General features: G+C 72.1%; 27 protein-coding genes and 1 tRNA gene. 15 read left to right on the top strand and 13 right to left on the bottom strand.

The window, feature by feature from the left end; genetic code table 11:
- Positions 1–53: 53 nt before the first annotated feature.
- The 3 genes from ACZ6ZI_RS08555 to ACZ6ZI_RS08565 all read left to right on the top strand — a co-directional run bounded on the left by ACZ6ZI_RS08555 (position 54) and on the right by ACZ6ZI_RS08565 (position 1,815).
- Positions 54–512 (top strand): phage holin family protein, encoded by a 459-nt coding sequence (locus tag ACZ6ZI_RS08555; RefSeq protein ID WP_363057181.1) that lies wholly within the window; start codon positions 54–56, stop codon positions 510–512.
- Entirely contained in the window at positions 509–1,480 is a 972-nt protein-coding gene (locus tag ACZ6ZI_RS08560) for an alpha/beta fold hydrolase (RefSeq protein ID WP_469517948.1), read from the top strand. Before ACZ6ZI_RS08555 ends, ACZ6ZI_RS08560 begins: the two co-directional genes overlap by 4 nt.
- 161 nt (positions 1,481–1,641) lie before the next feature.
- Complete coding sequence (locus tag ACZ6ZI_RS08565) at positions 1,642–1,815, top strand: hypothetical protein (protein ID WP_363057177.1); 174 nt, start codon at positions 1,642–1,644, stop codon at positions 1,813–1,815.
- Between the two features lie 69 nt (positions 1,816–1,884).
- On the opposite strand, the gene ACZ6ZI_RS08570 is transcribed toward ACZ6ZI_RS08565, so the two are convergent.
- From ACZ6ZI_RS08570 to nth, 3 genes are all read right to left on the bottom strand, one after another.
- Positions 1,885–3,087 carry a MarP family serine protease gene (locus ACZ6ZI_RS08570; protein ID WP_363057175.1) on the bottom strand — a complete coding sequence of 401 codons (1,203 nt, stop codon included), beginning with the start codon at positions 3,085–3,087 and terminating at the stop codon, positions 1,885–1,887.
- Between the two features lie 13 nt (positions 3,088–3,100).
- Entirely contained in the window at positions 3,101–3,817 is a 717-nt protein-coding gene (locus ACZ6ZI_RS08575; protein WP_363057173.1) for an NUDIX hydrolase, read from the bottom strand.
- 126 nt (positions 3,818–3,943) lie between these two features.
- Positions 3,944–4,930 (bottom strand): endonuclease III, encoded by a 987-nt coding sequence (gene nth, locus ACZ6ZI_RS08580; RefSeq protein WP_469517951.1) that lies wholly within the window; start codon positions 4,928–4,930, stop codon positions 3,944–3,946.
- 250 nt (positions 4,931–5,180) lie between these two features.
- On the opposite strand from nth, the gene ACZ6ZI_RS08585 reads away from it, so the two are divergent.
- Together ACZ6ZI_RS08585 and ACZ6ZI_RS08590 are read left to right on the top strand one after the other, a co-directional pair.
- Entirely contained in the window at positions 5,181–5,855 is a 675-nt protein-coding gene (locus ACZ6ZI_RS08585; RefSeq protein WP_003981529.1) for a Crp/Fnr family transcriptional regulator, read from the top strand.
- A gap of 115 nt (positions 5,856–5,970) precedes the next feature.
- A complete protein-coding gene (locus tag ACZ6ZI_RS08590) occupies positions 5,971–6,789 on the top strand; it encodes a nucleotidyltransferase domain-containing protein (protein WP_469517952.1) in 819 nt (272 codons plus the stop codon).
- Between the two features lie 110 nt (positions 6,790–6,899).
- On the opposite strand, the gene ACZ6ZI_RS08595 is transcribed toward ACZ6ZI_RS08590, so the two are convergent.
- From ACZ6ZI_RS08595 to ACZ6ZI_RS08615, 5 genes are all read right to left on the bottom strand, one after another.
- Positions 6,900–7,208 carry a hypothetical protein gene (locus ACZ6ZI_RS08595; RefSeq protein ID WP_469517954.1) on the bottom strand — a complete coding sequence of 103 codons (309 nt, stop codon included), beginning with the start codon at positions 7,206–7,208 and terminating at the stop codon, positions 6,900–6,902.
- Positions 7,205–8,050 carry an MBL fold metallo-hydrolase gene (locus ACZ6ZI_RS08600; protein WP_469517956.1) on the bottom strand — a complete coding sequence of 282 codons (846 nt, stop codon included), beginning with the start codon at positions 8,048–8,050 and terminating at the stop codon, positions 7,205–7,207. The genes ACZ6ZI_RS08595 and ACZ6ZI_RS08600 overlap by 4 nt, the downstream gene beginning before the upstream one ends.
- The gene (locus ACZ6ZI_RS08605; protein ID WP_469517958.1) at positions 8,047–8,955 is read right to left on the bottom strand and encodes an NUDIX hydrolase; all 909 of its coding nucleotides are present in this window, start codon (positions 8,953–8,955) and stop codon (positions 8,047–8,049) included. The genes ACZ6ZI_RS08600 and ACZ6ZI_RS08605 overlap by 4 nt, the downstream gene beginning before the upstream one ends.
- A 236-nt stretch (positions 8,956–9,191) precedes the next feature.
- Positions 9,192–9,665, bottom strand: a complete 474-nt coding sequence (locus ACZ6ZI_RS08610) for a RidA family protein (RefSeq protein ID WP_363057163.1) — start codon at positions 9,663–9,665, stop codon at positions 9,192–9,194.
- Positions 9,662–9,823 (bottom strand): DUF4177 domain-containing protein, encoded by a 162-nt coding sequence (locus ACZ6ZI_RS08615; RefSeq protein WP_007264966.1) that lies wholly within the window; start codon positions 9,821–9,823, stop codon positions 9,662–9,664. The genes ACZ6ZI_RS08610 and ACZ6ZI_RS08615 overlap by 4 nt, the downstream gene beginning before the upstream one ends.
- 119 nt (positions 9,824–9,942) lie before the next feature.
- Between ACZ6ZI_RS08615 and bagA the strand changes: the two genes are divergently transcribed.
- The gene (bagA, locus tag ACZ6ZI_RS08620; protein ID WP_469517961.1) at positions 9,943–10,932 is read left to right on the top strand and encodes an ATPase BagA; all 990 of its coding nucleotides are present in this window, start codon (positions 9,943–9,945) and stop codon (positions 10,930–10,932) included.
- Positions 10,925–12,211: an ATPase BagB gene (gene bagB / locus ACZ6ZI_RS08625; protein WP_469517963.1), complete on the top strand. Its 1,287-nt coding sequence runs from the start codon at positions 10,925–10,927 to the stop codon at positions 12,209–12,211. The genes bagA and bagB overlap by 8 nt, the downstream gene beginning before the upstream one ends.
- Positions 12,212–12,276: 65 nt before the next feature.
- On the opposite strand, the gene ACZ6ZI_RS08630 is transcribed toward bagB, so the two are convergent.
- Positions 12,277–12,627: a WhiB family transcriptional regulator gene (locus tag ACZ6ZI_RS08630; RefSeq protein WP_030299276.1), complete on the bottom strand. Its 351-nt coding sequence runs from the start codon at positions 12,625–12,627 to the stop codon at positions 12,277–12,279.
- A 398-nt stretch (positions 12,628–13,025) separates the two neighbouring features.
- Between ACZ6ZI_RS08630 and ACZ6ZI_RS08635 the strand changes: the two genes are divergently transcribed.
- Entirely contained in the window at positions 13,026–15,404 is a 2,379-nt protein-coding gene (locus ACZ6ZI_RS08635) for a transglycosylase domain-containing protein (RefSeq protein ID WP_469517965.1), read from the top strand.
- Between the two features lie 91 nt (positions 15,405–15,495).
- On the opposite strand, the gene ACZ6ZI_RS08640 is transcribed toward ACZ6ZI_RS08635, so the two are convergent.
- Positions 15,496–15,957 carry a GatB/YqeY domain-containing protein gene (locus ACZ6ZI_RS08640; protein ID WP_363057155.1) on the bottom strand — a complete coding sequence of 154 codons (462 nt, stop codon included), beginning with the start codon at positions 15,955–15,957 and terminating at the stop codon, positions 15,496–15,498.
- 68 nt (positions 15,958–16,025) lie between these two features.
- On the opposite strand from ACZ6ZI_RS08640, the gene ACZ6ZI_RS08645 reads away from it, so the two are divergent.
- The 4 genes from ACZ6ZI_RS08645 (at position 16,026) to ACZ6ZI_RS08660 (ending at position 19,277) form a co-directional block, all read left to right on the top strand.
- Positions 16,026–16,964, top strand: a complete 939-nt coding sequence (locus ACZ6ZI_RS08645; RefSeq protein ID WP_363057153.1) for a metallophosphoesterase — start codon at positions 16,026–16,028, stop codon at positions 16,962–16,964.
- A gap of 110 nt (positions 16,965–17,074) precedes the next feature.
- Positions 17,075–17,148 (top strand) — tRNA-Pro (locus ACZ6ZI_RS08650).
- 177 nt (positions 17,149–17,325) lie between these two features.
- Positions 17,326–17,889: a potassium channel family protein gene (locus tag ACZ6ZI_RS08655; protein ID WP_469517968.1), complete on the top strand. Its 564-nt coding sequence runs from the start codon at positions 17,326–17,328 to the stop codon at positions 17,887–17,889.
- A complete protein-coding gene (locus ACZ6ZI_RS08660; protein WP_469517970.1) occupies positions 17,886–19,277 on the top strand; it encodes a chloride channel protein in 1,392 nt (463 codons plus the stop codon). Before ACZ6ZI_RS08655 ends, ACZ6ZI_RS08660 begins: the two co-directional genes overlap by 4 nt.
- On the opposite strand, the gene ACZ6ZI_RS08665 is transcribed toward ACZ6ZI_RS08660, so the two are convergent.
- Complete coding sequence (locus ACZ6ZI_RS08665; protein WP_469517972.1) at positions 19,264–19,797, bottom strand: DM13 domain-containing protein; 534 nt, start codon at positions 19,795–19,797, stop codon at positions 19,264–19,266. The two genes, ACZ6ZI_RS08660 and ACZ6ZI_RS08665, sit on opposite strands and share 14 nt — an antisense overlap.
- 262 nt (positions 19,798–20,059) lie before the next feature.
- Here ACZ6ZI_RS08665 and ACZ6ZI_RS08670 point away from each other — a divergent pair, with 262 nt between their 5' ends.
- Together ACZ6ZI_RS08670 and ACZ6ZI_RS08675 are read left to right on the top strand one after the other, a co-directional pair.
- A complete protein-coding gene (locus ACZ6ZI_RS08670) occupies positions 20,060–20,314 on the top strand; it encodes a hypothetical protein (protein WP_469517974.1) in 255 nt (84 codons plus the stop codon).
- Between the two features lie 8 nt (positions 20,315–20,322).
- Positions 20,323–20,586 (top strand): hypothetical protein, encoded by a 264-nt coding sequence (locus ACZ6ZI_RS08675; RefSeq protein WP_469517976.1) that lies wholly within the window; start codon positions 20,323–20,325, stop codon positions 20,584–20,586.
- Positions 20,587–20,611: 25 nt separating this feature from the next.
- On the opposite strand, the gene ACZ6ZI_RS08680 is transcribed toward ACZ6ZI_RS08675, so the two are convergent.
- Complete coding sequence (locus ACZ6ZI_RS08680) at positions 20,612–21,601, bottom strand: helix-turn-helix transcriptional regulator (protein ID WP_469517977.1); 990 nt, start codon at positions 21,599–21,601, stop codon at positions 20,612–20,614.
- Between the two features lie 170 nt (positions 21,602–21,771).
- On the opposite strand from ACZ6ZI_RS08680, the gene ACZ6ZI_RS08685 reads away from it, so the two are divergent.
- Positions 21,772–22,044, top strand: a complete 273-nt coding sequence (locus ACZ6ZI_RS08685; protein ID WP_469517978.1) for a helix-turn-helix domain-containing protein — start codon at positions 21,772–21,774, stop codon at positions 22,042–22,044.
- A gap of 137 nt (positions 22,045–22,181) precedes the next feature.
- On the opposite strand, the gene ACZ6ZI_RS08690 is transcribed toward ACZ6ZI_RS08685, so the two are convergent.
- Positions 22,182–22,700 carry a hypothetical protein gene (locus tag ACZ6ZI_RS08690; RefSeq protein ID WP_469517981.1) on the bottom strand — a complete coding sequence of 173 codons (519 nt, stop codon included), beginning with the start codon at positions 22,698–22,700 and terminating at the stop codon, positions 22,182–22,184.
- Positions 22,701–22,819: the final 119 nt, after the last annotated feature.

Genomic DNA, 22,819 nt, shown 5'->3' on the forward strand with positions numbered 1-22,819 from the left:
CTGAGGGACGACGGAGGACAGCCGCCGACAGAAGACGACAGAGGGAGTCAGAGATGAGCGCAGTGGACCAAGGGGCTCCGGGAGCCGAGCGCACACTCGGCCAGCTGGTCGCCTCGGCCACCGCCGAGATGTCCGCCCTGGTGCACGACGAGATCGCGCTCGCCAAGGTGGAGCTCAAGCAGGACGTCAAGCGCGCGGGCATCGGCAGCGGTGCGGCGATCGTCGCGGGCGTGCTGCTGCTGTTCTCCCTCCCCGTACTGAGTTTCGCCGCGGCCTACGGGATCCACAATCTCGGCCTCGGCCTCGCCTGGTCGTTCCTCATCGTCGGTGGCGCGTTCTGGCTGCTGGCGGGTCTGATCGGGCTGCTGGCGATGGCCAAGTTCAAGAAGGTCAAGCCGCCGGTGAAGACGATCGAGTCCGTCAAGCAGACCGCGGCCCTGGTCGGGACCGTCAAGCCGCACCCGCGGCCGTTGAGTGACCAGGCCGTGGGTGTGGCACGCTCGTCCTCATGACAGCCCCCTCAGCGGATTCCGGCACACCTCCCACGGCCGCCTCGGCGGTCCGGCTCGACCTGCCCGGCGGGCGGAAGGTGACCCATCGGGACGTCGCGGCCAACGGAGCGCGCTTCCACGTCGCGGAACTCGGTGACGGACCGCTGGTCCTGCTGCTGCACGGCTTCCCGCAGTTCTGGTGGACCTGGCGCCACCAGCTGGTGGCCCTCGCGGACGCCGGATACCGCGCGGTGGCGATGGACCTGCGCGGGGTGGGCGGCAGCGACCGCACCCCGCGCGGTTACGACCCCGCGAACCTCGCGCTCGACATCACCGGGGTCGTACGTTCCCTCGGCGAGCCGGACGCCGCCCTCGTCGGTCACGACCTGGGCGGTTACCTGGCCTGGACGGCGGCCGTGATGCGGCCGAAGCTGGTGCGCCGGCTGGTCGTCTCCTCCATGCCACACCCGCGGCGCTGGCGTTCGGCGATGCTGGGCGACTTCGGGCAGACCCGGGCCGGCTCCCACATCTGGGGGTTCCAGAGGCCGTTCATCCCCGAGCGGCAGCTCGTCGCCGACGACGGGGCGCTCGTGGAGGAGCTGATCCGGGAGTGGTCCGGGCCGCTGCTGCCCGTGGACGGCTCGGAGGAGGAGTCCCTCGCCGTGTACCGGCGGGCGATGTGCATCCCGTCGACGGCGCACTGCTCGATCGAGCCCTACCGGTGGATGATGCGCTCGATGGCCCGCCCGGACGGATTGCAGTTCTACCGGCGGATGAAGCGGCCCGTACGGGTGCCCACCCTGCACCTGCACGGTTCCCTCGACCCCGTGATGCGCACGCGCAGCGCGGCCGGCTCCGGGCAGTACGTCGAAGCCCCGTACCGGTGGCGGCTGTTCGACGGCCTCGGACACTTCCCGCACGAGGAGGACCCGGCGGCCTTCTCCACCGAGCTGGTCAACTGGCTGAAGGATCCGGAACCCGACCGCTGACGCTCCGTCGTACCGCGGACACCTCGCGAACACCCCGCGCACACCTCACGAACACCCCGAACGCAACAGCGGTATGACAAGCATTCAATTGCCTGGCGCATAGGCCAATTGGCCGCCCCGGACGGGATTACGGACCTTGGGGCCCGGGCACAGCTCGTTGTATGGGCTGGACGCACGACCACGGTGACACCACACGCGAACGCCGCTCCGCCACGACGGCGGGCGACCACGACCGGGAGGGCCGCGACGGCCACGACCCCCGGCTCGGAATCCCACGCATCCTGCGCCGCCGGGCCCGCTGGGTCTCGGCGCGGCTGCGCCATCCACGCATGTAGCCGCCGCCCGGCGGGTGTCGCCCCGCCGACGGCGGAGCGGCACCCGTCAGGGCACGGCGACCGGAGCGATCAGAGCGCGCAGCCCTGGCTGTCGACGCGGGCCTGGGCCGTCTTCCCGATGCGGATGTCATCGCGGATCTCGTCCGCCGTCAGGGCGTAGCCCGTGTTCGGGTCGTCGAGCGACTTCGCGAAGACGACCCCGTACACCCGCCCGTCGGGGGTGAGCAGCGGGCCGCCCGAGTTGCCCTGGCGGACGGTCGCGTAGAGCGAGTACACGTCACGGCGGACGGTGCCCCGGTGGTAGATGTCCGGGCCGTTGGCGTTGATCCGGCCCCGTACGCGGGCCGGGCGGACGTCGTAGGCGCCGTTCTCGGGGAAGCCGGCGACGATGGCGTCGCTGCCGCTCGTCGCGTCCTTGTCGGTGAATTCGAGCGCGGGGGCCTTCAGTTTGGGCACGTCCAGGACGGCGATGTCGCGTTCCCAGTCGTAGAGGACGACCTTGCCGTCGTAGAGCTTGCCCTCGCCGCCGACCTGCACGGTCGGCTCGCCGACCCCGCCGACGACGTGGGCGTTGGTCATCACCTTGCCCGGCGCGAAGACGAAGCCCGTGCCCTCCAGCACCTTGCTGCAACTCGGGGCGGTGCCGACGACCTTCACGATGGAGAGCTTGGCCCGCTCGGCCACCCCGCTGCGGGCGAGCGCCGGGTCGGGGGCCTTGACCTCGGTGATCGGCTCGTTCGAGAACGGGCTGAAGACCTGCGGGAAGCCGTTGCGGGCGAGGGTGGAACTGAGGTCGGAGAACCAGGTCTCGGCCTGGGCGGGCAGCACCCGCGAAACCCCCAGGAGCACCCTGGAGTTGCGGACCTCCCTGCCCACGGTGGGCAGCGCGGTCTGGGCCACCAGCAGGCCGATCAGCCAGGCCACCAGCAGCATCGCCGCCACGTTGACCAGGGCCCCGCCGGTCGCGTCGAGCGCGCGCGCCGGCGACCAGGTGATGTGGCGGCGCAACCGGCTGCCGAGGTGGGTGGTGAGGGCCTGGCCGATCGAGGCGCAGATGATGATGACGACGACGGTGATCACCACCACGGTGGTGGACACCTGGGTGCCGTTGTCGGTCACCCGGTCCCAGATCAGGGGCAGCAGGGACACGGCGACGAGACCACCGCCGAGGAAGCCGATCACCGACAGGATGCCGACGACGAACCCCTGGCGGTAGCCGACGATCGCGAACCACACGGCGGCGACCAGCAACAGGATGTCCAGCACGTTCACGTGGGCCACCGTCTCATGCGCGCCAGTCGAGCGGGACGTGACGTGAGCGGTCCCACGGTCGTTCCCACCCCGCGAAGTGCAGGATCCGGTCGATCACCCCGGCCGTGAACCCCCACACCAGGGCCGATTCGACGGTGAATCCGGGTCCCTGGTGCCCGCTCGGGTGGACCACGGTGACCCGGTGCGCGGGATCCGTGAGGTCCGCCACGGGAACCGTGAACACCCGGGCCGTCTCGGCCGGGTCCACCACGCCGACCGGGGAGGGGACCCGCCACCAGCCCAGCACCGGGGTCACGACGAACTCGCTGACCGGGATGTAGAGCCGGGGCAGCACCCCGAACAGCTGGACGCCCGCCGGGTCGAGCCCGGTCTCCTCCTCGGCCTCGCGCAGCGCGGCGCGCAGCGGGCCGGTGGTGTGCGGGTCGCCGTCCTGCGGGTCGAGGGCGCCGCCGGGGAAGGAGGGCTGGCCCGCGTGCGAGCGCAGGGTGCCGGCGCGCTCCTGGAGCAGGATCTCGGGGCCGCGCGGGCCCTCCCCGAAGAGGATCAGGACCGCCGACTGGCGGCCCCGACCGTCCTCGGGCGGCAGGAAGCGGCTGAGCTGGGTCGGCCGGACGGTACGGGAGGCCTCCACGACGGGGTCCAGCCAGGGGGGCAGGCCGGTGGCGGCGAGGTCCAGTCCGTCGCGCTCCCGGGCGGCGGCCGTGGTCTCGTCCTGTGTACCGCGCGTCATAGGCACCCCTGTCCATGTTTGCGTCCAGCGCCGGCTCCCACACCGCTGAACGCGGTGCGGGTAGAGATTCGTTCCACTGCGCCGCCGTCGGGACCGGCGCGGGCGGCCGGTCCCGTGGTGCCGCGCTCAGGGCCCCGTACGGGCCCCCAGGGGCGGCGCGGGCAGGCCCGGGTAGTCCGGGGGCGGGGTCAGCCGTTGGCCCGGCTGTCCGCCCTTCTCGTACTTCAGCAGCTTCCGCGCCTTCTCCGGGTCGGTTTCGCCTTCCCCGTACGCCGGGCAGAGCGGGGCGATGGGGCAGGCGCCGCAGGCGGGCTTGCGGGAGTGGCAGATCCGGCGGCCGTGGAAGACGACGCGGTGCGAGAGCATCGTCCACTCGCTCTTGGGGAAGATCGCGCAGATCTCCGCCTCGACCTTCTCCGGGTCCTCCTGCTCGGTCCACTTGAAGCGGCGCACCAGCCGGCCGAAGTGGGTGTCGACGGTGATCCCGGGGACGCCGAAGGCGTTGCCGAGGACCACGTTCGCCGTCTTGCGGCCCACGCCGGGCAGGGTGACCAGGTCCTCGATCCGGCCCGGCACCTCGCCGTCGAAGCGGTCGCGCAGCGCCTGGGACAGCCCGAGGAGCGACTTGGCCTTCGCCCGGAAGAACCCGGTCGGCCGGATGATCTCCTCCAGCTTCTCCGGATCGGCCCCGGCCATGTCCTCCGGGGTCGGATAGGCGGCGAAGAGGGCGGGGGTCGTCTGGTTGACCCGCAGGTCGGTGGTCTGGGCGGACAGGACCGTGGCGACGAGGAGCTCGAACGGGTTGCGGAAGTCCAGCTCCGGATGGGCGTACGGGTACACCTCGGCCAGCTCGCGGTTGATGCGGCGGGCCCGGCGGATCATGGCGAGGCGGGACTCGGGCCGGCCGGCGGACCGGGCCGGCCGGGTCGCGGCCCCCTCTCCCCCGGCCTTCGCCGCCTTCGCCACCGGCGCCGTCTTCGCGGTCTTCGGCGTCTTCGGCGCCTGAGCCGCCTGCGCGCCCTTCCGCGCGGCGGGCGCTTTCTTGGCCGAAACTTTGCCCGACGCGGCGGGAGCGGCCTTCTCCGGCGACGCCGCGGGGGCCTGTTCGCCCACAGCTGAATTTTGGGCCCCGGTCACTCCCGTGGACCCCTTGGCCTGTGCTCTCACCGGCTTATTGGACACCCGGCCAGCCTAAGGCCGGGCGCCGACACCCGCCCGGACCTCAGGTAACACCACCCCGATTGGCCTCTCGCCACACAGCACGGCCGTCCGTCCGGCATCCTTGTGATTGATCGCACTGTTTGAGCCGTCCGGCAAAATGGGGAGCGGTCCCCACTAACTGGTCGACATAGGAGAGAGACTCGTGGACGACGTTCTGCGGCGTGCCCCGCTTTTCGCGGCGCTCGATGACGAGCAGGCCGCGGAGCTCCGCGCCTCCATGGGCGAGGTGACCCTCGCGCGCGGTGACGCCCTGTTCCACGAGGGCGACCCCGGCGACCGGCTGTACGTCGTGACCGAGGGCAAGGTGAAGCTCCACCGCACCTCCCCCGACGGCCGCGAGAACATGCTGGCCGTCCTCGGCCCCGGCGAGCTGATCGGCGAGCTGTCGCTCTTTGACCCCGGCCCGCGCACCGCCACCGCCACCGCGCTGACCGAGGTCAAGCTCCTCGGCCTGGGCCACGGCGACCTCCAGCCCTGGCTCAACGCCCGGCCCGAGGTCGCGACCGCCCTGCTGCGCGCCGTCGCCCGGCGCCTGCGCAAGACCAACGACCAGATGTCCGACCTGGTCTTCTCCGACGTCCCCGGCCGCGTGGCCCGCGCGCTCCTCGACCTGTCGCGCCGCTTCGGCGTCCAGTCGGAGGAGGGCATCCACGTCGTCCACGACCTGACGCAGGAGGAGCTGGCCCAGCTCGTCGGCGCCTCCCGCGAGACCGTGAACAAGGCCCTGGCCGACTTCGCCGGTCGCGGCTGGCTCCGCCTGGAGGCCCGCGCCGTGATCCTGCTGGACGTGGAGCGCCTCGCGAAGCGCTCGCGCTGACGCCTTCCGCCGAAGGGGTCCCGCCCGTACCGGGTGGGGCCCCTTCGGTGCGTCCCGGCCGGGGCTCGACCGAAATTGCCGGCCGCCCCGGAGACCGGGAGGGCACAGTAGGGCCATGGAACACAGAGGGTTGGACGCGTACGGGTACTTCGAGCGGGAGGGGTCGCTCGGGCAGGTCCGGGCGGAGTTCGCCCCCGTCGTCGCGGCGGCCCGCTCCCGGATCGCCGAGGCCTACGGCCGCCGGCTGCACAGCGCCTACCTCTACGGTTCGATCCCGCGCGGCACCGCCCGCCCCGGGCGCTCCGACCTCGACCTCCTGCTGGCCCTGCACCGCGAGCCCACCGACGAGGACCGCGACACCACCGAGGTGCTCGCACGGGGGCTCGACCAGGACTTCCCGCAGATCGACGGGGTCGGCGTCCTGCTCTACGGCAAGGACACCCTCATCGGCGAGCAGGAACGTTACGACCTGGGCTGGTTCCTGGCCTGCCTGTCCACGCCCCTGCTCGGCTCCGACCTGGCCGAGCACCTGCCCCGGTACCGGCCCGACAGCCTGCTCGCCCGCGAGACCAACGGCGACCTGGCCCTGATGCTGCCCCGCTGGCGCGCCCGCTTCGAGGCGGCCGCGGACCCCTCCGAGTACCGCAGGATGAGCCGGTTCTTCGCCCGGCACCTGGTGCGCACCGGATTCACGCTGGTCATGCCCCGTTGGGTCGGCTGGACCAGCGACCTCACCGAGTCGGCGGAGATCTTCGGCCGCTACTACCCGCTGCGGGCGGAGCAGATGCGCGCCGCGGCCGCGGTGGCCCTGGCCCCGGTCGAGGACCCGGAGGTGATCCGGTCCTACGTCGAGGACCTCGGCCCCTGGCTCGCCGACGAGTACACGCTCCGGCACGGCACGAAGGCGCCGCGCCCGACCCACCAGCCCGCCTGAGGACCGCCTGAGGACCGCCTGAGGCCCACCGGACCCCCGCCGGATTCCCGCCGGACCCCACCGGACCCCCGCCGGGCTCGCGGCGCATCCGGCGCGGGGCTCCGTACGCCCTACGCGGCCCCGCCGGGCCGCGTCGGCTCCATCGCCTCGACGGCCAGCTTCGCCTCGACCAGGCCCGCGCCGGTGATCTCCCGGTAGACCTTGATCGCGGAGACGGCGCGGCCCTCGCGCGCGAGGGCGCGCACCCGGTCCATCCCGGCCGGCTCGGGCTCCTCGATGCCGAAGTGGTCCAGCACCAGCCCCAGGCGGCGCTCCAGCCGGTCCGCGCGGTCCTGGAGGGCGCGCATCCGCAGGGTCACGGTCGAGGTGACCCAGCCGGCGGCGGCGAGCGTCGCGAGGAGCAGGTAGAGCGTGTTCATTCGGATCCCCCGGGGATCAGTCCGTGATCACGAAGGTACTCCAGCTGCGCCTGCACGGACCACGTCGCGGCGGGCCACAGCGAGCGGTCCACGTCCGCGTAGACGTGCGCGACGACAGCCTCGGGGGTGAGGAGTCCGTTCTCGACGGCCGTCTCCACCTGCGCGAGGCGGTGGGCGCGGTGGGCGAGGTAGAACTCGACGGCCCCCTGGGCGTCGTCCAGGACCGGCCCGTGCCCCGGCAGCACCGTGTGGACGCCGTCGTCGACGGTCAGCGAACGCAGCCGGCGCAGCGAGTCCAGGTAGTCGCCGAGGCGGCCGTCGGGGTGCGCGACGACCGTGGTGCCGCGACCGAGGATGGTGTCGCCCGTCAGGACGGCCCGGTCGGCCGGCAGGTGGAAGCAGAGCGAGTCGGCGGTGTGCCCCGGCGTGGGGACCACCCGCATCTCCAGGCCTCCGACGCGGATCACGTCCCCGGCGGCCAGGCCCTCGTCGCCGAGCCGCAGGGCGGGGTCGAGCGCGCGGACCTTCGTACCGGTCAGCTCGGCGAAGCGGCCCGCGCCCTCCGCGTGGTCGGGGTGGCCGTGGGTGAGCAGGGTCAGCGCGATCCGCTTGCCCGCCCGCTCGGCGGTGGCGACGACCGCCCGCAGGTGCGACTCGTCCGACGGTCCGGGGTCGATGACGACGGCCAGGTCGGAGTCGGGCTCGGAGACGAGCCAGGTGTTGGTGCCGTCCAGGGTCATGGCCGACGGGTTGGGGGCCAGGACGTTGACGGCGCGGGCGGTCGCGGGGCCCGAGGAGACCACCCCGCGGGGCTGACCGGGAAGGGCTGCGGCGTCGGTCATGCGGTGCCTCCCGGGCGGACGCGCTTGGTGAACTCGTCGTGCCCGGGCCAGCTCAGCACCAGCTCGCCGTCGACCAGCTCGGCCCGCGCCAGGACGGGCGCGAGGTCCTGCCCGGCCGCCGCCGACAGCGCGGCGGAGGCGCTCGCGTGGGGCTCCAGGGAACGCAGGGTGGAGATGGTGGGCGGCATCATCAGCAGCTCGCCCTTGTCGTAGCCGGCGGCGGCGTCGGCGGGGCGGATCCACACGGTGCGGTCGGCCTCGGTGGAGGCGTTGCGGGTGCGCTGCCCCTCGGGCAGGGCGGCGACGAAGAACCACGTGTCGTAGCGGCGGGGCTCGAACTCGGGCGTGATCCAGCGGGCCCACGCGCCGAGCAGGTCGGAGCGCAGCAGCAGGCCGCGCCGGTCGAGGAACTCCGCGAAGGACAGCTCCCGCCCCACGAGGGCCTGCCGGTCGGCCTCCCAGTCGTCCCCGGTGGTGTCCCCGACGACGGTCCCGGGGGTGTGCCCCGCGAGCAGGACACCGGCCTCCTCGAAGGTCTCCCGGACGGCCCCGCACACGATGGCCTGGGCGGTACGGGCGTCCGTGCCCAGGCGGGCGGCCCAGGCCTCCTGGTCGGGCCCGGCCCAGCCGATGCGGTGGTCCTCGTCGCGGGGGTCGACCCCGCCGCCGGGGTAGGCGTAGGCGCCCCCGGCGAAGGCCATGGAGGAGCGGCGGCGCAGCATGTGCACGACCGGGCCCGTCGGGGTGTCGCGCAGCAGCATCACGGTGGCGGCGCGCTTGGGTTCCACCGGGGTGAGCGCGCCGTCCGCGAGCGCGCGGATGCGGTCGGGCCACTCCGGTGGGTACCACTGGCCTCCGGCGGGCTGGGCGGACGACGACGGCTGACCGTGCTGACCATTCGGCATGGCCGGATGCTACGACCATCCGCCCCGATGTTCGAGGGCCCCCCGGCCGGCACCGCGGCCCCGGACCGCCCAGGACCGCCCCGGACCGCCCAGGACCGCCCCCGGGACGCCGCCGGAGCGTCCAAGGGGGCCCTCGACGGGCGCACCCGGACCCAGACACGACGGCGGCCCCGTCCCCGCCGGGGCGGGGAGGGGGCCGACCGTGCCGCGCACGGGTGCGGGGAGGGCGTCCGGGGTCAGGCGTCCGGGGTCAGCTCGACCTGGATCTCGACCTCGACGGGGGCGTCCAGCGGCAGGACCGCCACGCCGACGGCGCTGCGGGCGTGGACGCCCTTCTCGCCGAGGACCGCGCCCAGCAGCTCGCTCGCGCCGTTCAGCACGCCTGGCTGGGCGGTGAAGTCGGGGGCCGAGGCGACGAAGCCGACGACCTTCACGACGCGGGCGATCCGGTCGAGGTCACCGACGAGCGACTTGACGGCGGCCAGGGCGTTCAGCGCGCAGGTCGCGGCCAGCTCCTTGGCCTGCTCCGCCGAGACCTCCGCGCCGACCTTGCCGGTCAGCGGGAGCTTGCCCTGCACCATCGGGAGCTGCCCGGCGGTGTACACGTAGGCGCCCGAGCGCACGGCCGGCTGGTACGTGGCCAGCGGCGGGACGACCTCGGGCAGGGTCAGGCCCAGTTCGGCGAGCCTCGCCTCGACGACGCCGCTCATGCCTTCTCCCGCTTGAGGTAGGCCACGAGCTGCTCGGGGTTGTTCGGGCCGGGCACGACCTGGACGAGCTCCCAGCCGTCCTCGCCCCAGGTGTCCAGGATCTGCTTGGTGGCGTGCACGAGCAGCGGGACGGTCGCGTATTCGAACTTCTTGGTCATGGAGGCGAGCGTAGTACCTGGGGCGGCGGTCCTCGGACAGCCCCCGCGCGCTCGCCCCGGGCGCCACACGGCCACCCGGCCCCACCGCGCCACACGGGGAGGAATTAGGCTCGGGCGCTGTGAGCAGGCTCCAGGTGGTCAGCGGCAAGGGCGGCACCGGCAAGACCACGGTCGCCGCGGCACTCGCGCTGGCCCTCGCGCGCGAGGGCAGGCGGACTCTTCTCGTGGAGGTCGAGGGCAGGCAGGGCATCGCACAGCTTTTCGGCACGGAAGCGCTCCCCTACGAGGAGCGGAAGATCGCCGTCGCGCCGGGCGCGGGCGGGGGTGAGGTGTACGCGCTCGCCATCGACGCCGAACGGGCGCTGCTGGACTACCTCCAGATGTTCTACAAGCTCGGCTCGGCGGGCCGCGCGCTCAAGAAGCTCGGCGCGATCGACTTCGCGACGACCATCGCCCCCGGTCTGCGGGACGTGCTGCTGACGGGCAAGGCGTGCGAGGCGGTGCGGCGCAAGGACAAGGCCGGCCGGTTCGTCTACGACCACGTGATCATGGACGCGCCGCCGACCGGGCGGATCACCCGCTTCCTGAACGTCAACGACGAGGTGGCGGGCCTCGCCCGGTTCGGGCCGATCCACAACCAGGCGCAGGCCGTCATGAAGGTGCTCAAGTCCCCCGACACGGCGGTGCACCTGGTGACGCTGCTGGAGGAGATGCCCGTCCAGGAGACCGCGGACGGGATCGCGGAACTGGAGGCGGCGGGGCTGCCCTTCGGCCGGGTCGTCGTCAACATGGTCCGCCCGCACCACCTGGACGAGGACACCCTGCGGGCCGCCTCCGACGAGCACCGGGCGGGGATCGCCCGCGCCCTGTCCCGGGCCGGGCTCGGCGGGGCCCGTCAGGGCGGTCCGGCGGAGCGGCTGGTGGAGCCGCTGCTGACGCAGGCGGCGGAGCACGCGAGCCGCGTGGAGCTGGAGCGGGAGCAGCGCGCGGTGCTGGCGGGGCTGAGCGTGCCGACGTACGAACTCCCCCTGCTCGGCTCGGGTATGGAACTGGCCGGGCTGTACGAGTTGGCCGCCGAGCTCCGCAAGCAGGCGGACGCCGATGAGTGAGGGTGTGGACATCGTGGGCCTGGACACGCCGCCGCGGCTGGCGGTCGACGCGCTGCTGGACGACCCGAAGACCCGGATCATCGTGTGCTGCGGCGCGGGCGGGGTCGGCAAGACCACGACGGCCGCCGCGCTCGGCCTCCGGGCGGCCGAGCGGGGCCGCAGGGTGGTGGTGCTGACCATCGACCCGGCGCGCAGGCTGGCCCAGTCGATGGGGATCGACTCGCTGGACAACGTGCCGCGTCGGGTGACGGGCGTGAGCGGCGACGGCGAACTGCACGCCATGATGCTGGACATGAAGCGGACGTTCGACGAGATCGTCGAGTCCCACGCGGACGGCGAGCGGGCGCAGGCCATCCTCGACAACCCCTTCTACCAGTCCCTGTCGGCCGGCTTCGCGGGCACGCAGGAGTACATGGCGATGGAGAAGCTCGGGCAGCTGCGGGCCGGGGACGACTGGGACCTGATCGTCGTGGACACCCCGCCGAGCCGGTCCGCGTTGGACTTCCTCGACGCGCCGAAGCGGCTGGGGTCCTTCCTGGACGGGAAGTTCATCCGGGTGCTGATGGCGCCGGCGAAGGTCGGCGGGCGGGCCGGGATGAAGTTCCTGAACGTCGGCATGTCGATGATGACGGGCACCCTGAGCAAGCTGATGGGCGCCTCGCTGTTGAAGGACGTACAGACCTTCGTGGCCGCGATGGACACGATGTTCGGTGGTTTCCGCACCCGCGCGGACGCCACGTTCCGGCTGCTCCAGGCACCGGGTACGGCCTTCCTCGTGGTCGCGGCCCCGGAGCCGGACGCCGTGCGCGAGGCGGCGTACTTCGTCGAACGGCTGGCCGCGGAGCGGATGCCGCTGGCCGGCCTGGTGTTGAACCGGGTACACGGAAGTGACGCCGGTCAACTGTCGGCGGAGCGGGCCCTGGCCGCCGCCGAGAATCTTGAAGAGGGCGGCATTGTCGATCAGGAGTCCGGGAAAGCTGGACTTCGTGACACGGCGGACCCCACCGACGAGGCACCCCACGAGACCCCTGGAACCCCCGAAGAGGCACCCGAGGACGACGCGGTGACGATCGACGAGATCACCGCCGGCCTGTTGCGCCTGCATGCCGAACGGATGCAGGTGATCGCACGTGAGCGACGCACGCGCGATCGGTTCACCTCGCTCCACCCCGAGGTGGCGGTGGCACAGGTGGCCGCCCTGCCCGGCGACGTGCACGACCTCGCCGGGCTGCGGGCCATCGGAGAGCGACTCGCGGCCGGGGTACCGGCCGGAGCGTAGGAGTTCGTACGACGTGCGACGTGGCGGCGGTGTGCCGTCGCGTCGCGGCGCGTGGCGTCCGGGGGTTACCCGGCCGCCGCGTAGGTCTCGTACGGAACGTCAATCTCCGCGTCGACATCCACGGTGAGGATGCCCGTACTGCGTTCGTACTCCGTGCGGGCGGTTTCGAGCAGCCGTCGCCACGAGGTGACGGTGGGACGCCTGCGCAACAAGGCGCGACGTTCCCGCTCGGTCATTCCGCCCCATACTCCGAACTCGACACGATTGTCGAGCGCGTCGGCCAGGCACTCGGTCCGCACCGGACATCCGGTGCACACCGCCTTGGCCCTGTTCTGTGCCGCTCCTTGAACGAACAGTTCATCCGGATCGGTAGTGCGGCAGGCTGCCTGCGCACTCCAGTCGGTTACCCAGCCCATCCCGGCGCCGTCCTCTCCCGAATCGAGGCTCCCCCACGGCGGCATGCGGCATATTCACCGCTGCCAGTTGAGGACGTTACGGAAGGTGGGCACGGCGCAACACCCCCGTCGGGCCCAATCTTGAATGGTCCGAACGGACTATGGGTAAGCGGCAGATCACCCGACGGAGTGATGCGACGACATGCCCGACCATTCCGGCGATTCGGGTGAAATCGGAAAGGCGCCGGCGGGAGGCCGTCAGAGTGACCGACGGGATTCGGACATGTGTCCACCCGATTCGGGAAGGGTGAAAATCAAGCCGAGGGGTTGATGCGGGGCCGCGCTGCTGTGACAGTTGGGGACAGCTTAGGCCAAGGCATTCGCGTGTGTCCGGCGAATGAGAACGTAGGCTGCCCTCCATGGGAAAGAAGCGCTCGGGCGGCGGGCTCACGGGGCCACAGCAGGCCGCCAAGTTCCTCGGGGTGTCCGTTCTCTCCGGAGTCGTACTCGCCGGCATCGCGATCCCGGGCGCAGGCGCGCTGGGGCTCGCGGCCAAGGGGACCGTCGAGGGTTTCGACGAGATCCCGGCCAATCTGAAGACTCCTCCGTTGAGCCAGCGCACCACGATCCTGGACGCGGAGGGTGGCCTGATCGCCACCGTCTATTCACGGGACCGCCAGGTGGTCCCGCTGACGGCGATCTCGCCGTACATGCAGAAGGCCATCGTCGCGATCGAGGACTCACGGTTCTACGAACACGGCGCGGTCGACCTCAAGGGCATCCTGCGCGCGGTGAACCGCAACGCGCAGGAGGGCGGCGCGGCCCAGGGCGCGTCCACCCTCACGCAGCAGTACGTGAAGAACGTCTTCGTCGAGGAAGCGGGCGACGACGAGACGAAGGTGCGCGAGGCGCAGGAGAAGAGCCTCGGTCGCAAGATCCGCGAGCTGAAGTACTCGATCCAGGTCGAGGAAGAGCTCGGAAAGAAGAAGATCCTAGAGAACTACCTCAACATCACCTACTTCGGGCAGGCGGCGTACGGGATCGAATCCGCGTCCCAGCGCTACTTCAGCAAGCCCGCGAAGGACCTGACCCTGGAGGAGTCGGCGCTGCTCGCCGGCCTCGTGCAGTCGCCGAGCCGGTACGACCCGGTGAACGACGCGACCGAGGCGATGAAGCGGCGCAACATCGTCCTTCAGCGCATGGCCGACGTGAAGGACATCTCCCAGGCCGAGGCCGACGAGGCGAAGGCCAAGCCGGTCACGCTGAAGGTGACGCGGCCGAAGAACGGCTGCATCACCGCGGTCAAGGGCGCGGGCTTCTTCTGCGACTACGTCCGCGCCACCTTCCTCTCGGACCCGGTCTTCGGCAAGACCCGCGAGGAGCGGGCGAAGATCTGGAACCAGGGCGGCCTGACGGTCCGCACGACGCTGGACCCGCAGTCGCAGGACGCGGCCAACGCCTCGATCAAGGACCACGTGAACGAGGACGACTCGATCGCGACCGCCGTGACCATGGTCCAGCCCGGCACCGGCAAGGTCCTGGCGATGGGCCAGTCGAAGCCGTACGGCTTCGGCAAGAACGAGACGCAGATCAACTACTCCGTCGACAAGCGGATGGGCGGCTCCAACTTCGGCTTCCAGGTCGGCTCGACGTTCAAGCCGTTCATCGCGGCGGCGGCCATAGAGCAGGGCATGTCGCCGACGAAGGTGTACTCGGCGCCGAACAAGATGGAGTACCCGAGCCCGGTCCCGCGGTGCGACGGCACCAAGTGGCAGAACCTGGCCCTGGGCAACGGCAAGCTCCAGACCGCCGAGAACGAGACCGAGGACGAGGTCGGCCCGTACGCGCTGAAGACGGCGATGGAGAAGTCCATCAACACGTACTTCGTGCAGATGATCTCGGAGATCGGCCTCTGCCCGGTCACGGAGATGACGCAGAAGCTCGGCGTCGTCCCGGCCAGCGGTGTGAAGCTGCCGGAGGAGCCCTCGATCGCGCTCGGTTCCGCCGAACTGTCCCCGCTGACGATGGCCAACGCCTACGCCACCTTCGCCAACCGGGGCGTCTACTGCACCCCGATCGCCCTGGAGTCGATCACCGACGCCCACGGCAAGGCGCTCGCGGTGCCGAAGACGAAGTGCGACCGCGCGATGTCCCAGGACACCGCCGACACCGTCAACACCCTGCTGCGCGGGGTCGTCGACTCCGGTACGGGTGAGCGGGCCGGCCTGACCGACCGCGACAACGCGGGCAAGACCGGTACCACCGACAGCCGTTACAACGCCTGGTTCGTCGGCTACACGCCGAACATGTCCGGCGCGGTGTGGGTCGGCTCCGGCGGCGCGAAGAAGATCACGATGGAGAACATCACCATCGGCGGGGAGTACTACCCGAAGGTCTTCGGCGGTGGCCTGCCCGGCCCGATCTGGAAGGACGCCGTCTCGGGCGCCCTGTCCGGACGCGAGGCCCCGTCCTTCCACTCGGTCAGCATCCCGGAGCCCTCCGTTCCGGGCGGTGGCGGCGGGAACAACGGCGGCGGCAACGCCACCGGCGGGAACGGCAACGGCGGCAACAACGGCGGTCGGGGCAACACCCCCAACCCGCCGAACGTCCCGCACAAGCCCCAGAAGCCCGGCAAGCCCGGCGGCGACAACAAGCCCGGCGGTACGACGGGCGGCGCGGCCACCGGCGGCACCCCTGGCGGGAGCACGGGCGGCAACACGGGCGGCGGCACGCCGACCAAGCCCATCCCGGAGATCCCGACGGACCCGGGCGGCATCGGCGGCGTCACGACGCCGTAGCGCGCGGCACACGCGCAACGAGGGAGGCCCCGGCCGGATCACTCCGGCCGGGGCCTCCCCCGTTCTCGTTCCGTTCCCGCTCCCGTTCGCGCTAGGACAGCCGGCGCTTCACGGCGGCGGCGACCCGGCCGCCGTCCGCCAGACCCGCCACCTTCGGGTTCACGATCTTCATGACGGCGCCCATGGCGCGCGGCCCCTCGGCACCGGCGGCGCGGGCCTCCTCCACCGCCTGGGCGACGATCGCGTCGAGCTCGTCGTCACCGAGCTGCTTGGGGAGGTAGGCGTCGAGGAACTCGCCCTCCGCGGTCTCGCGGGCCGACTGCTCGGCGCGGCCGCCCTGGGCGAAGGCCTCGGCGGCCTCGCGGCGCTTCTTCGCCTCCTTGGCGATCACCTTGAGGACTTCCTCGTCGGACAGGACGCGCGCCTCCTTGCCCGCGACCTCCTCCTTGGTGATGGCGGAGAGGGTCAGGCGCAGCGTGGACGAGGCGAGTTCGTCGCGTGCCCTGATGGCGGTGGTGAGGTCGTCCTGGAGCTTGGCCTTGAGCGTGGTCATGCCCTTGAGTGTGCCAGGTGCGCGGCGGTCGGCGCCTTCCGGTTTTCCGGGTCTGCGACGATGGGGGCATGCGCGCGCGTTACGGAGTTCCCCTGAAGGTCACCGCTTCCCTCGCGGCCGTGGGGGCCGCCGGAGTGGCCTATGCCGCCGGCTTCGAGGCCCGGTCGTTCCGACTGCGCCGGATCACGGTGCCCGTCCTGCCGGCGGGAGCGCGACCGCTGCGCGTGCTCCAGGTGTCGGACATCCACATGGTCGGCGGGCAGCGCAAGAAGCGCGCCTGGCTCCAGTCCCTGGCGGGCCTGCGCCCCGACTTCGTCGTCAACACCGGCGACAACCTCTCCGACACGGACGGCGTTCCGGAACTCCTCGACGCGCTGGGCCCGCTGATGGAGTTTCCCGGCGTGTACGTCTTCGGCTCCAACGACTACTACGGGCCCCGACTGCGCAACCCCGGCCGGTACCTGATCGAGAAGGCGCAGGGCCGGCACGGGCTCAACGGCAACAAGCCGGTCGTCGGCGCGGTCCACAACCCGTGGGAGGGCATGCGGGACGCCTTCGACGCCGCGGGCTGGCTGGACCTCACCAACACCCGGGCCCGGATGAAGGTGAACGGCATGGAGCTGGCGTTCACCGGACTGGACGACCCGCACATCAAGCGGGACCGCTACGAGCGCGTCGCGGGCGGTCCGGAGACGGACGCCGACCTCTCGCTGGCCGTCGTGCACGCCCCGTACCTGCGCGTGCTGGAGGCCTTCACCGCGGACCGCTACCCGCTGATCCTCGCCGGGCACACGCACGGCGGGCAGCTGTGCGTCCCCTTCTACGGGGCCCTGGTCACCAACTGCGACCTCGACACCAAGCGGGTGAAGGGGCTGTCTACCTACGAGGCCCAGGGGCACCGCTCCTACCTGCACGTCTCCGCCGGCTGCGGGACGAACCGCTTCACCCCGGTCCGCTTCGCCTGCCCGCCGGAGGCGACGCTCCTGACGCTGGCCCCCAAGGCCTGACCCCTTCCCCCGGCCCCGCCGTGGCCCCCGCGAAAACCGGATTTCGTCTCCGGGCGCGGGTCGGCTAAAGTAATCGATGTCGCCAGGCAGCACGGCTGCGGGGCGGCGATCGGGGTGTAGCGCAGCTTGGCAGCGCGCTTCGTTCGGGACGAAGAGGTCGTGGGTTCAAATCCCGCCACCCCGACTTCGTAAGACCAGGTCAAGGGCTTGATCCGCATCGCGGGTCAGGCCCTTGAGTGGTTTCCGGGGGCTTTTCGGGGGTTCTCGGGGGTGTGCTCCGGGTGCTTCGCTCGACGTGCGGAGTGGGGCGGGCGGTGCTGGAATGCCTGGGAGGGGCCGCCGGTCCTGGGCGAGGTGTGGCATGGGCGACGACGGCTCCGGTGAGCGGCGCGGCCGGTGGGGGCGCGTGCTTCCGCTCGTGGGCCCCCTGCTGCGGAGCCTCGGCGCGGTCGTCCTGCTCACCGCGCTGTACTACCTGGCCCCGCTGGACTACGGGTTCGGGGTCGCCACCGTGGCCGGGTTGTTGTGCGGGTTGCTCGTCTTCGGGTGGGTGGTCGTCCTCCAGGTGAACGCCATCGCCCGTTCCCGGTTTCCGCGGCTGCGGGCCGTGGAGGCGCTGGCCACGGCTGTGCCGCTGTTCCTGCTGCTGTTCTCCGCGACGTACTTCCTGCTCTCCCAGAGCCGGCCCGAGGCGTTCACCGAGCCGCTCAGTCGCACCGACGCCCTGTACTTCACGATGACGGTGTTCGCGACGGTGGGCTTCGGCGACATCGTGCCGACGACCGGGGGCGGGCGGGTCCTGACCACCGTTCAGATGGCGGCGGACCTGATCGTCGTCGGGCTGGTCGCCAAACTCCTCTTCGGCGCGGTACGGATCGGCCTGTCCCGGCACACGTCCGGCGGGCCGGGAAGGAGCGACCCATGACTGCGGACCAGGGCGCGGAGGCGGGTGCGGGTGCGGGTGCGGGGCGGCCGGCGCAGCCCGTGCAGTCCGCCGAGGCCGATCGGCTGGGGGACATCCTGCGCTCCCCCGGCTATCTGAAGACCCTGGTCATCTGCGGTCTCGTCGGCATCCCGGTGTCGCTCGCGGCCTTCTGGTTCCTCGCCGGGATGCACTGGCTGGAGCACGCCCTGTGGGACGACCTGCCGCATTCCCTCGGCTGGGACACCGCGCCCTGGTGGTGGCCGCTGGTGCTGCTCCCCCTCGCCGGCGTGCTCGTCGCCCTGGTCGCGCTCCGCCTGCCCGGCGGGGGCGGTCACATCCCGGCCGCCGGGATGGGCGGGGGCGCCACCCTGCCCATCGCGCTGCCGGGCGTGCTGCTCGCGGCGGCGGCGAGCCTGCCGCTCGGCGCGACGCTGGGGCCGGAGGCCCCGCTGATCGCCCTCGGCGGCGGGCTCGCGCTGATGTTCCGGGACCTGACGCGCTCCCCGGCGCCCAAGAGGACGGCCGTGCTGTTGGGCGCGGCGGGTGCCGGTGCGGCGATTTCGGCCATTTTCGGCAGCCCGCTGATCGGCGCGGTGCTGCTCATCGAGATGGCCGGCATCGGTGGGCCGCAACTGTTCGCGGTGATGCTGCCCGCGCTGCTCTCCAGTGGCATCGGAGCGCTGGTCTTCACCGGGTTCGGGCACTGGACGGGGCTCCAGACGCCCGGCCTGGCCATGAAGGTGACAGAGCCGTTCCAGCGGTTGGACGCGCTTGACGTGCTGTGGGCGCTGCCGATCTCCGTGGCGGTGGCGTTCGCGCTGCACGCGGTGATCGGCGGGGCCCGGCAGGTCGCGGTGTTCGTGTCCACCCGGACGGTCGAGCGGAGCCTGTTGTGCGCGCTGGGGGCCGGCGTGTGCGCGGCGCTCTACACGCTGCTCACCGACCGCAGCCCCGTCGACGTGGCCTCGTCCGGACAGGCGCTGATGTCCGGGCTGGTCACCGACCCGCGGGCCTGGGGGATCGGGGCGCTGGTCGGCGTACTGGTGTTCAAGGGGCTCGCGTACGGGCTCTGCCTGGGCACCCTGCGCGGTGGGCCGATCTTCCCCGCGCTGTTCCTCGGGGCGGCGGCGGGGCTGCTGTGCGCGCCGCTGCCGGGGTTGGGGATCGTGCCCGGGTTGGCGGTGGGGCTGGGCGCGGCGGCGGCCGGGGTGCTGCGGCTGCCGGTGAGCAGTGTGGTGCTCGTGGTGTTGCTGCTGGGCAGCACGGCCGCGGCGCCGTTGGTGATCCTGTCGGCCGTGGTCGCGTTCGTCACGACCGAGCTGCTGCCGGCGCACGGTCCGGTGCCGGCGCCGGAGCGGCGGGTGCGGGGGGCGGTCACGCGGCCTTGAGGGAGGCGGCGCCGAAGGAGACGTCGAAGCGGTCGCACCAGATGGTGACGCTGCCGTAGTCGGTCGGGTTCACGCCGGCGGGGAGGGCGTAGTTCTGGTCGCCCTTGTTGCCCTTGAGGCGGCCGAGGCTGACGTGGCGGCCGTCGTCGAATACGCGCCAGCCCGCCACGCCCTCCTTGACGGGGGCGTCGCTGAGCAGGACCCGCAGGTCGGGGCCGTTGCTGGTGTCCAGGCCCTCCAGGCGCAGGGTGTGCGAGCCGTCGGGGAGGCGGACGAGCCTCGCGGTGCCGGTGGTGGCGTGCTCGTGGCTGATGAAGGTGCCCTCGGCGACGGTCAGGGGGGCCGCGGGCGGTGCGGAGCCCGGCCCGGAGGGGCGTGCGGCGGGGGCGGTGGGCAGGGCCTCGGCGATGGTCGCGTCCTGCCAGAGCTTCCACGGCTGGAACCAGTACAGGCCGACCGCCAGTACGGCCACGGCGGCGAGGGCCGCGCCCGTCAGAATCGCGCCACGTCGCCTCGTCATCGCCATCGGGGGTTCCCCTTCTTCCGTTTCCCGCGTCAAGATCCTCACGGGAGATTCAAGCGCGGCGCGCGGCGCGGGGCCATGGCCGGCACGGTGACGGAATCCTTACGGCGGCCGCGGCGGGGTCGTGGCACGAAGTTGATGTCACGGGTGCAACAAGCTGACACCGATCTCCGTGGAGGGGACCGCGGGCCGCTGACAAGGTTGTTCCCACGGGCCAACAGCCCGGGAACCCACCGCTCTTCCACCCACGGAGACCACGATGAGCGTCAAGAAGATCAGCGCCGCCCTGCTGCCCGCCGCCGCCTTCCTCGTCCTGCTGACCCCGGCCCAGGCCTCGGCGGCGCCCGCCCCGCAGCAGGCCGCCGCCTCGCAGCCGGCCGCCGCCGCGCAGAAGCCCTGTCCGACGACCCCCTCGATCCCGCTCCCCGACCTGCTGCCCGACTCCCTGAAGCGGGCGCTCCCGCAGCTGCCTCAGCTGCCGGTGAAGCCGCGCTGCGTCAACGGCTGGCAGTGAGGGCCTCGATGAACGAACGGCGACCGGGCGAGGTCGTCCTGGTCCGGGCCGGGCCCGAAGGGGCGGCGGCGGAAAGCACCGTGATGCGGCTCGTGGTCCTGCTGCCCGCGCGGTGGACGTTCTCCCAGCGGGTGACGGACGACCGGATCACGATGCTGATCGACACCTCCGCGGACACCCCGGCGGCGGCGCGGACCGAGGCGGTCCGGGACTGGCTGGCCCGGACGCTCGCGGACGGGTCCCTGCGCGGGTGGCGCGCGGAGGAACCGTAAGGGCTGCCGAGCCCGTCGGGTCCCCTCAGATCCAGCCGCGTTCGCGTGCGAGCAGCGCGGCGTGCGGCCGGCTGCCGGCGCCGAGGATGCGCAGCACGTCGGCGACGTGGCGGCGGTAGGTCCGCACGGAGATGTCGAGGTTGCGGGCACCCGTCTCGTCCTTGCCCACGCGGCACATCTCTTCCATCACCCGGCGTTCGATCTCCGACAGCACCTGCGCGGAGTCCGAACCGTCGTCGGTGAGCACGGCCAGGTCGACGGCCTGGTCCCAGATCTTCTGGAAGAGGGCGAGGATGTTCGACACCAGACCGGCCTGCTGCGTGAGCAGCGCGCCGCGGGAGGTGTCGGCCGGGTCGACGGGAACCAGCGCGGTCTGCCGGTCGTAGACGAGGATCCGCTCGGAGAAGCTCTCGGCGACCCTGATCGAGGCCCCCTGCGCGGTGAGTTCGCGCAGGTAGGCGACGGTCGGCGGGTGGTCGAGCGCCTCCTGGAGGACCACGCTGCGGATCCGGACGCCTCGGCGCAGGCAGCGGGCGTCGAGGGGCCGAGCGTGGACGATGTTGTCGGGGGTGAGCGCCGAGTAGGGCTCCACCGACAGGATCTCCTCGCGGGCGAAGAAGGCGAGGTCGTCGATCCGGTCACGGATCTGGGGCAGCGATTCCAGCCGCTCCACGCCCTGGGGGGCGAGGGACCGGGCGCCCTGTTCGGCCTTGAGTTCCGCGATCAGGTGGCGGGTCCGGGTGACCTGTTGGAGTTGTTCGTGCAGGACGCGGAGCCGGTGGTCGGTCAGCCGGCCGACGGCCGTCTCGGGGTCGGCGGCGTAGATCCCGGCGCGGTCGCCGTGCAGCAGGCCCAGGTGGACCAGCCTCTTCTGGCCGGTTTCGACCTCCTCCCGGGGCGCGTGGAGGAGGACGTGGATGTCCTCACCGAGCGTGCCCGGGTTGCGGAGGAAGTGGCGGTATATCCGCTCCTCCGTCGCCGATAGTCCGAGTATGTGCAGGCTGGTGCCGTTCACTATTGCCCCCGCAGGCCGTGCCGATGTTCGCCGCTCGGCATGGGTCATATGCCGTGCGATCTCGCGTACTGAGAGGAAGAGTAATGCCAAGGTAAAAAGCGGAGTCCGGCGTAGTGGCCGAAAGTGACCTGAATCATGAACCTTCCACGGGGGAAGCTACTTTGAAGCCATTGACTGAGAACCACCTGTTGGACTTTTCCTCCCTCACGGGGCGTGAGGTGGAAGTGCTCCTGCTGCTTGCGTCCGGGGAACAGAACCGCCGGCTCGCGCGCCACCTCGGCATCGCGGAGCGCACCATCCGGGCCCACACGGCCAGCATCGTGCGCAAGCTGCGCCTGAAGTCGCGGTTCGAGGCGGCGCTCGTCGCCCACCTCTACGCCGACGACATCAGGGACGCGATGGCCTCGGCGGATCGCGGCGCGGCCACGGCCGCCGCCGCCTGATCCTCCGAAGCGCGCGCCCCGTCGACGCCGTCGATACCGCTGATACCGCTGACACCACCGATACCGCCCGGCGAAAGCCGAGAGGCCCCGACCGGTCCACCCGGTCGGGGCCTCTCGCGTCCTTCGTGCCCGTCGCGCTACGGCAGCGCGCTGCTCACACCGTCGACGATCATCATCCACATCGGCTGGCCGCCCGTCCCGAAGGCCGAGGCCAGCGCGTACCCGATCGCCGCGTCCGCGGGCCGCAGTTCCACGCCCTCCTGCCACTCGGCGATCACCGACTCGTCGCCGTCGGAGGAGAAGTCGCCGAGGTGGACGCCGTCGCGGGTCAGTCGGCTGCTCGGCACCGAGTCCGGGACCAGCCGGTAGTCCGCGCCGCCGTACGCCACGTCCACCCGGTACGAGCGCCGGCTCAGGGACCCCTTGGCGGGCTTCAGCGCGACCTCCTCGCCGTCGACGCGCAGGGTGAGGAAGGCCGGGTCGCGGGTGCCGATGGCCGTCTGCGGGTCCACCTCCGACGCGGGGTCGCGCTCCAGGGTCACCCGGGGGATCTGCTCGCCCTCGACCAGGAGGAACTCCTGGCCGTCCTGGCGGACGGTGATCGCGCCGAAGCGGGTGTCCTCGATGGGGGTCGGGTTCCGGTCTGCGTCGTTCATGCGTCAAGTCCTTCGGTGCGGGTGGGACGGGTGGTACGAGCGGGACGGGTGCCGCCCAACGGGACGCCACCGGGCCGGCGGAGCGGGTACGGGGCCGCGCGCGGGCGGCCCCGTACCCC

Source organism: Streptomyces sp. NPDC103540 (genome assembly GCF_055584445.1).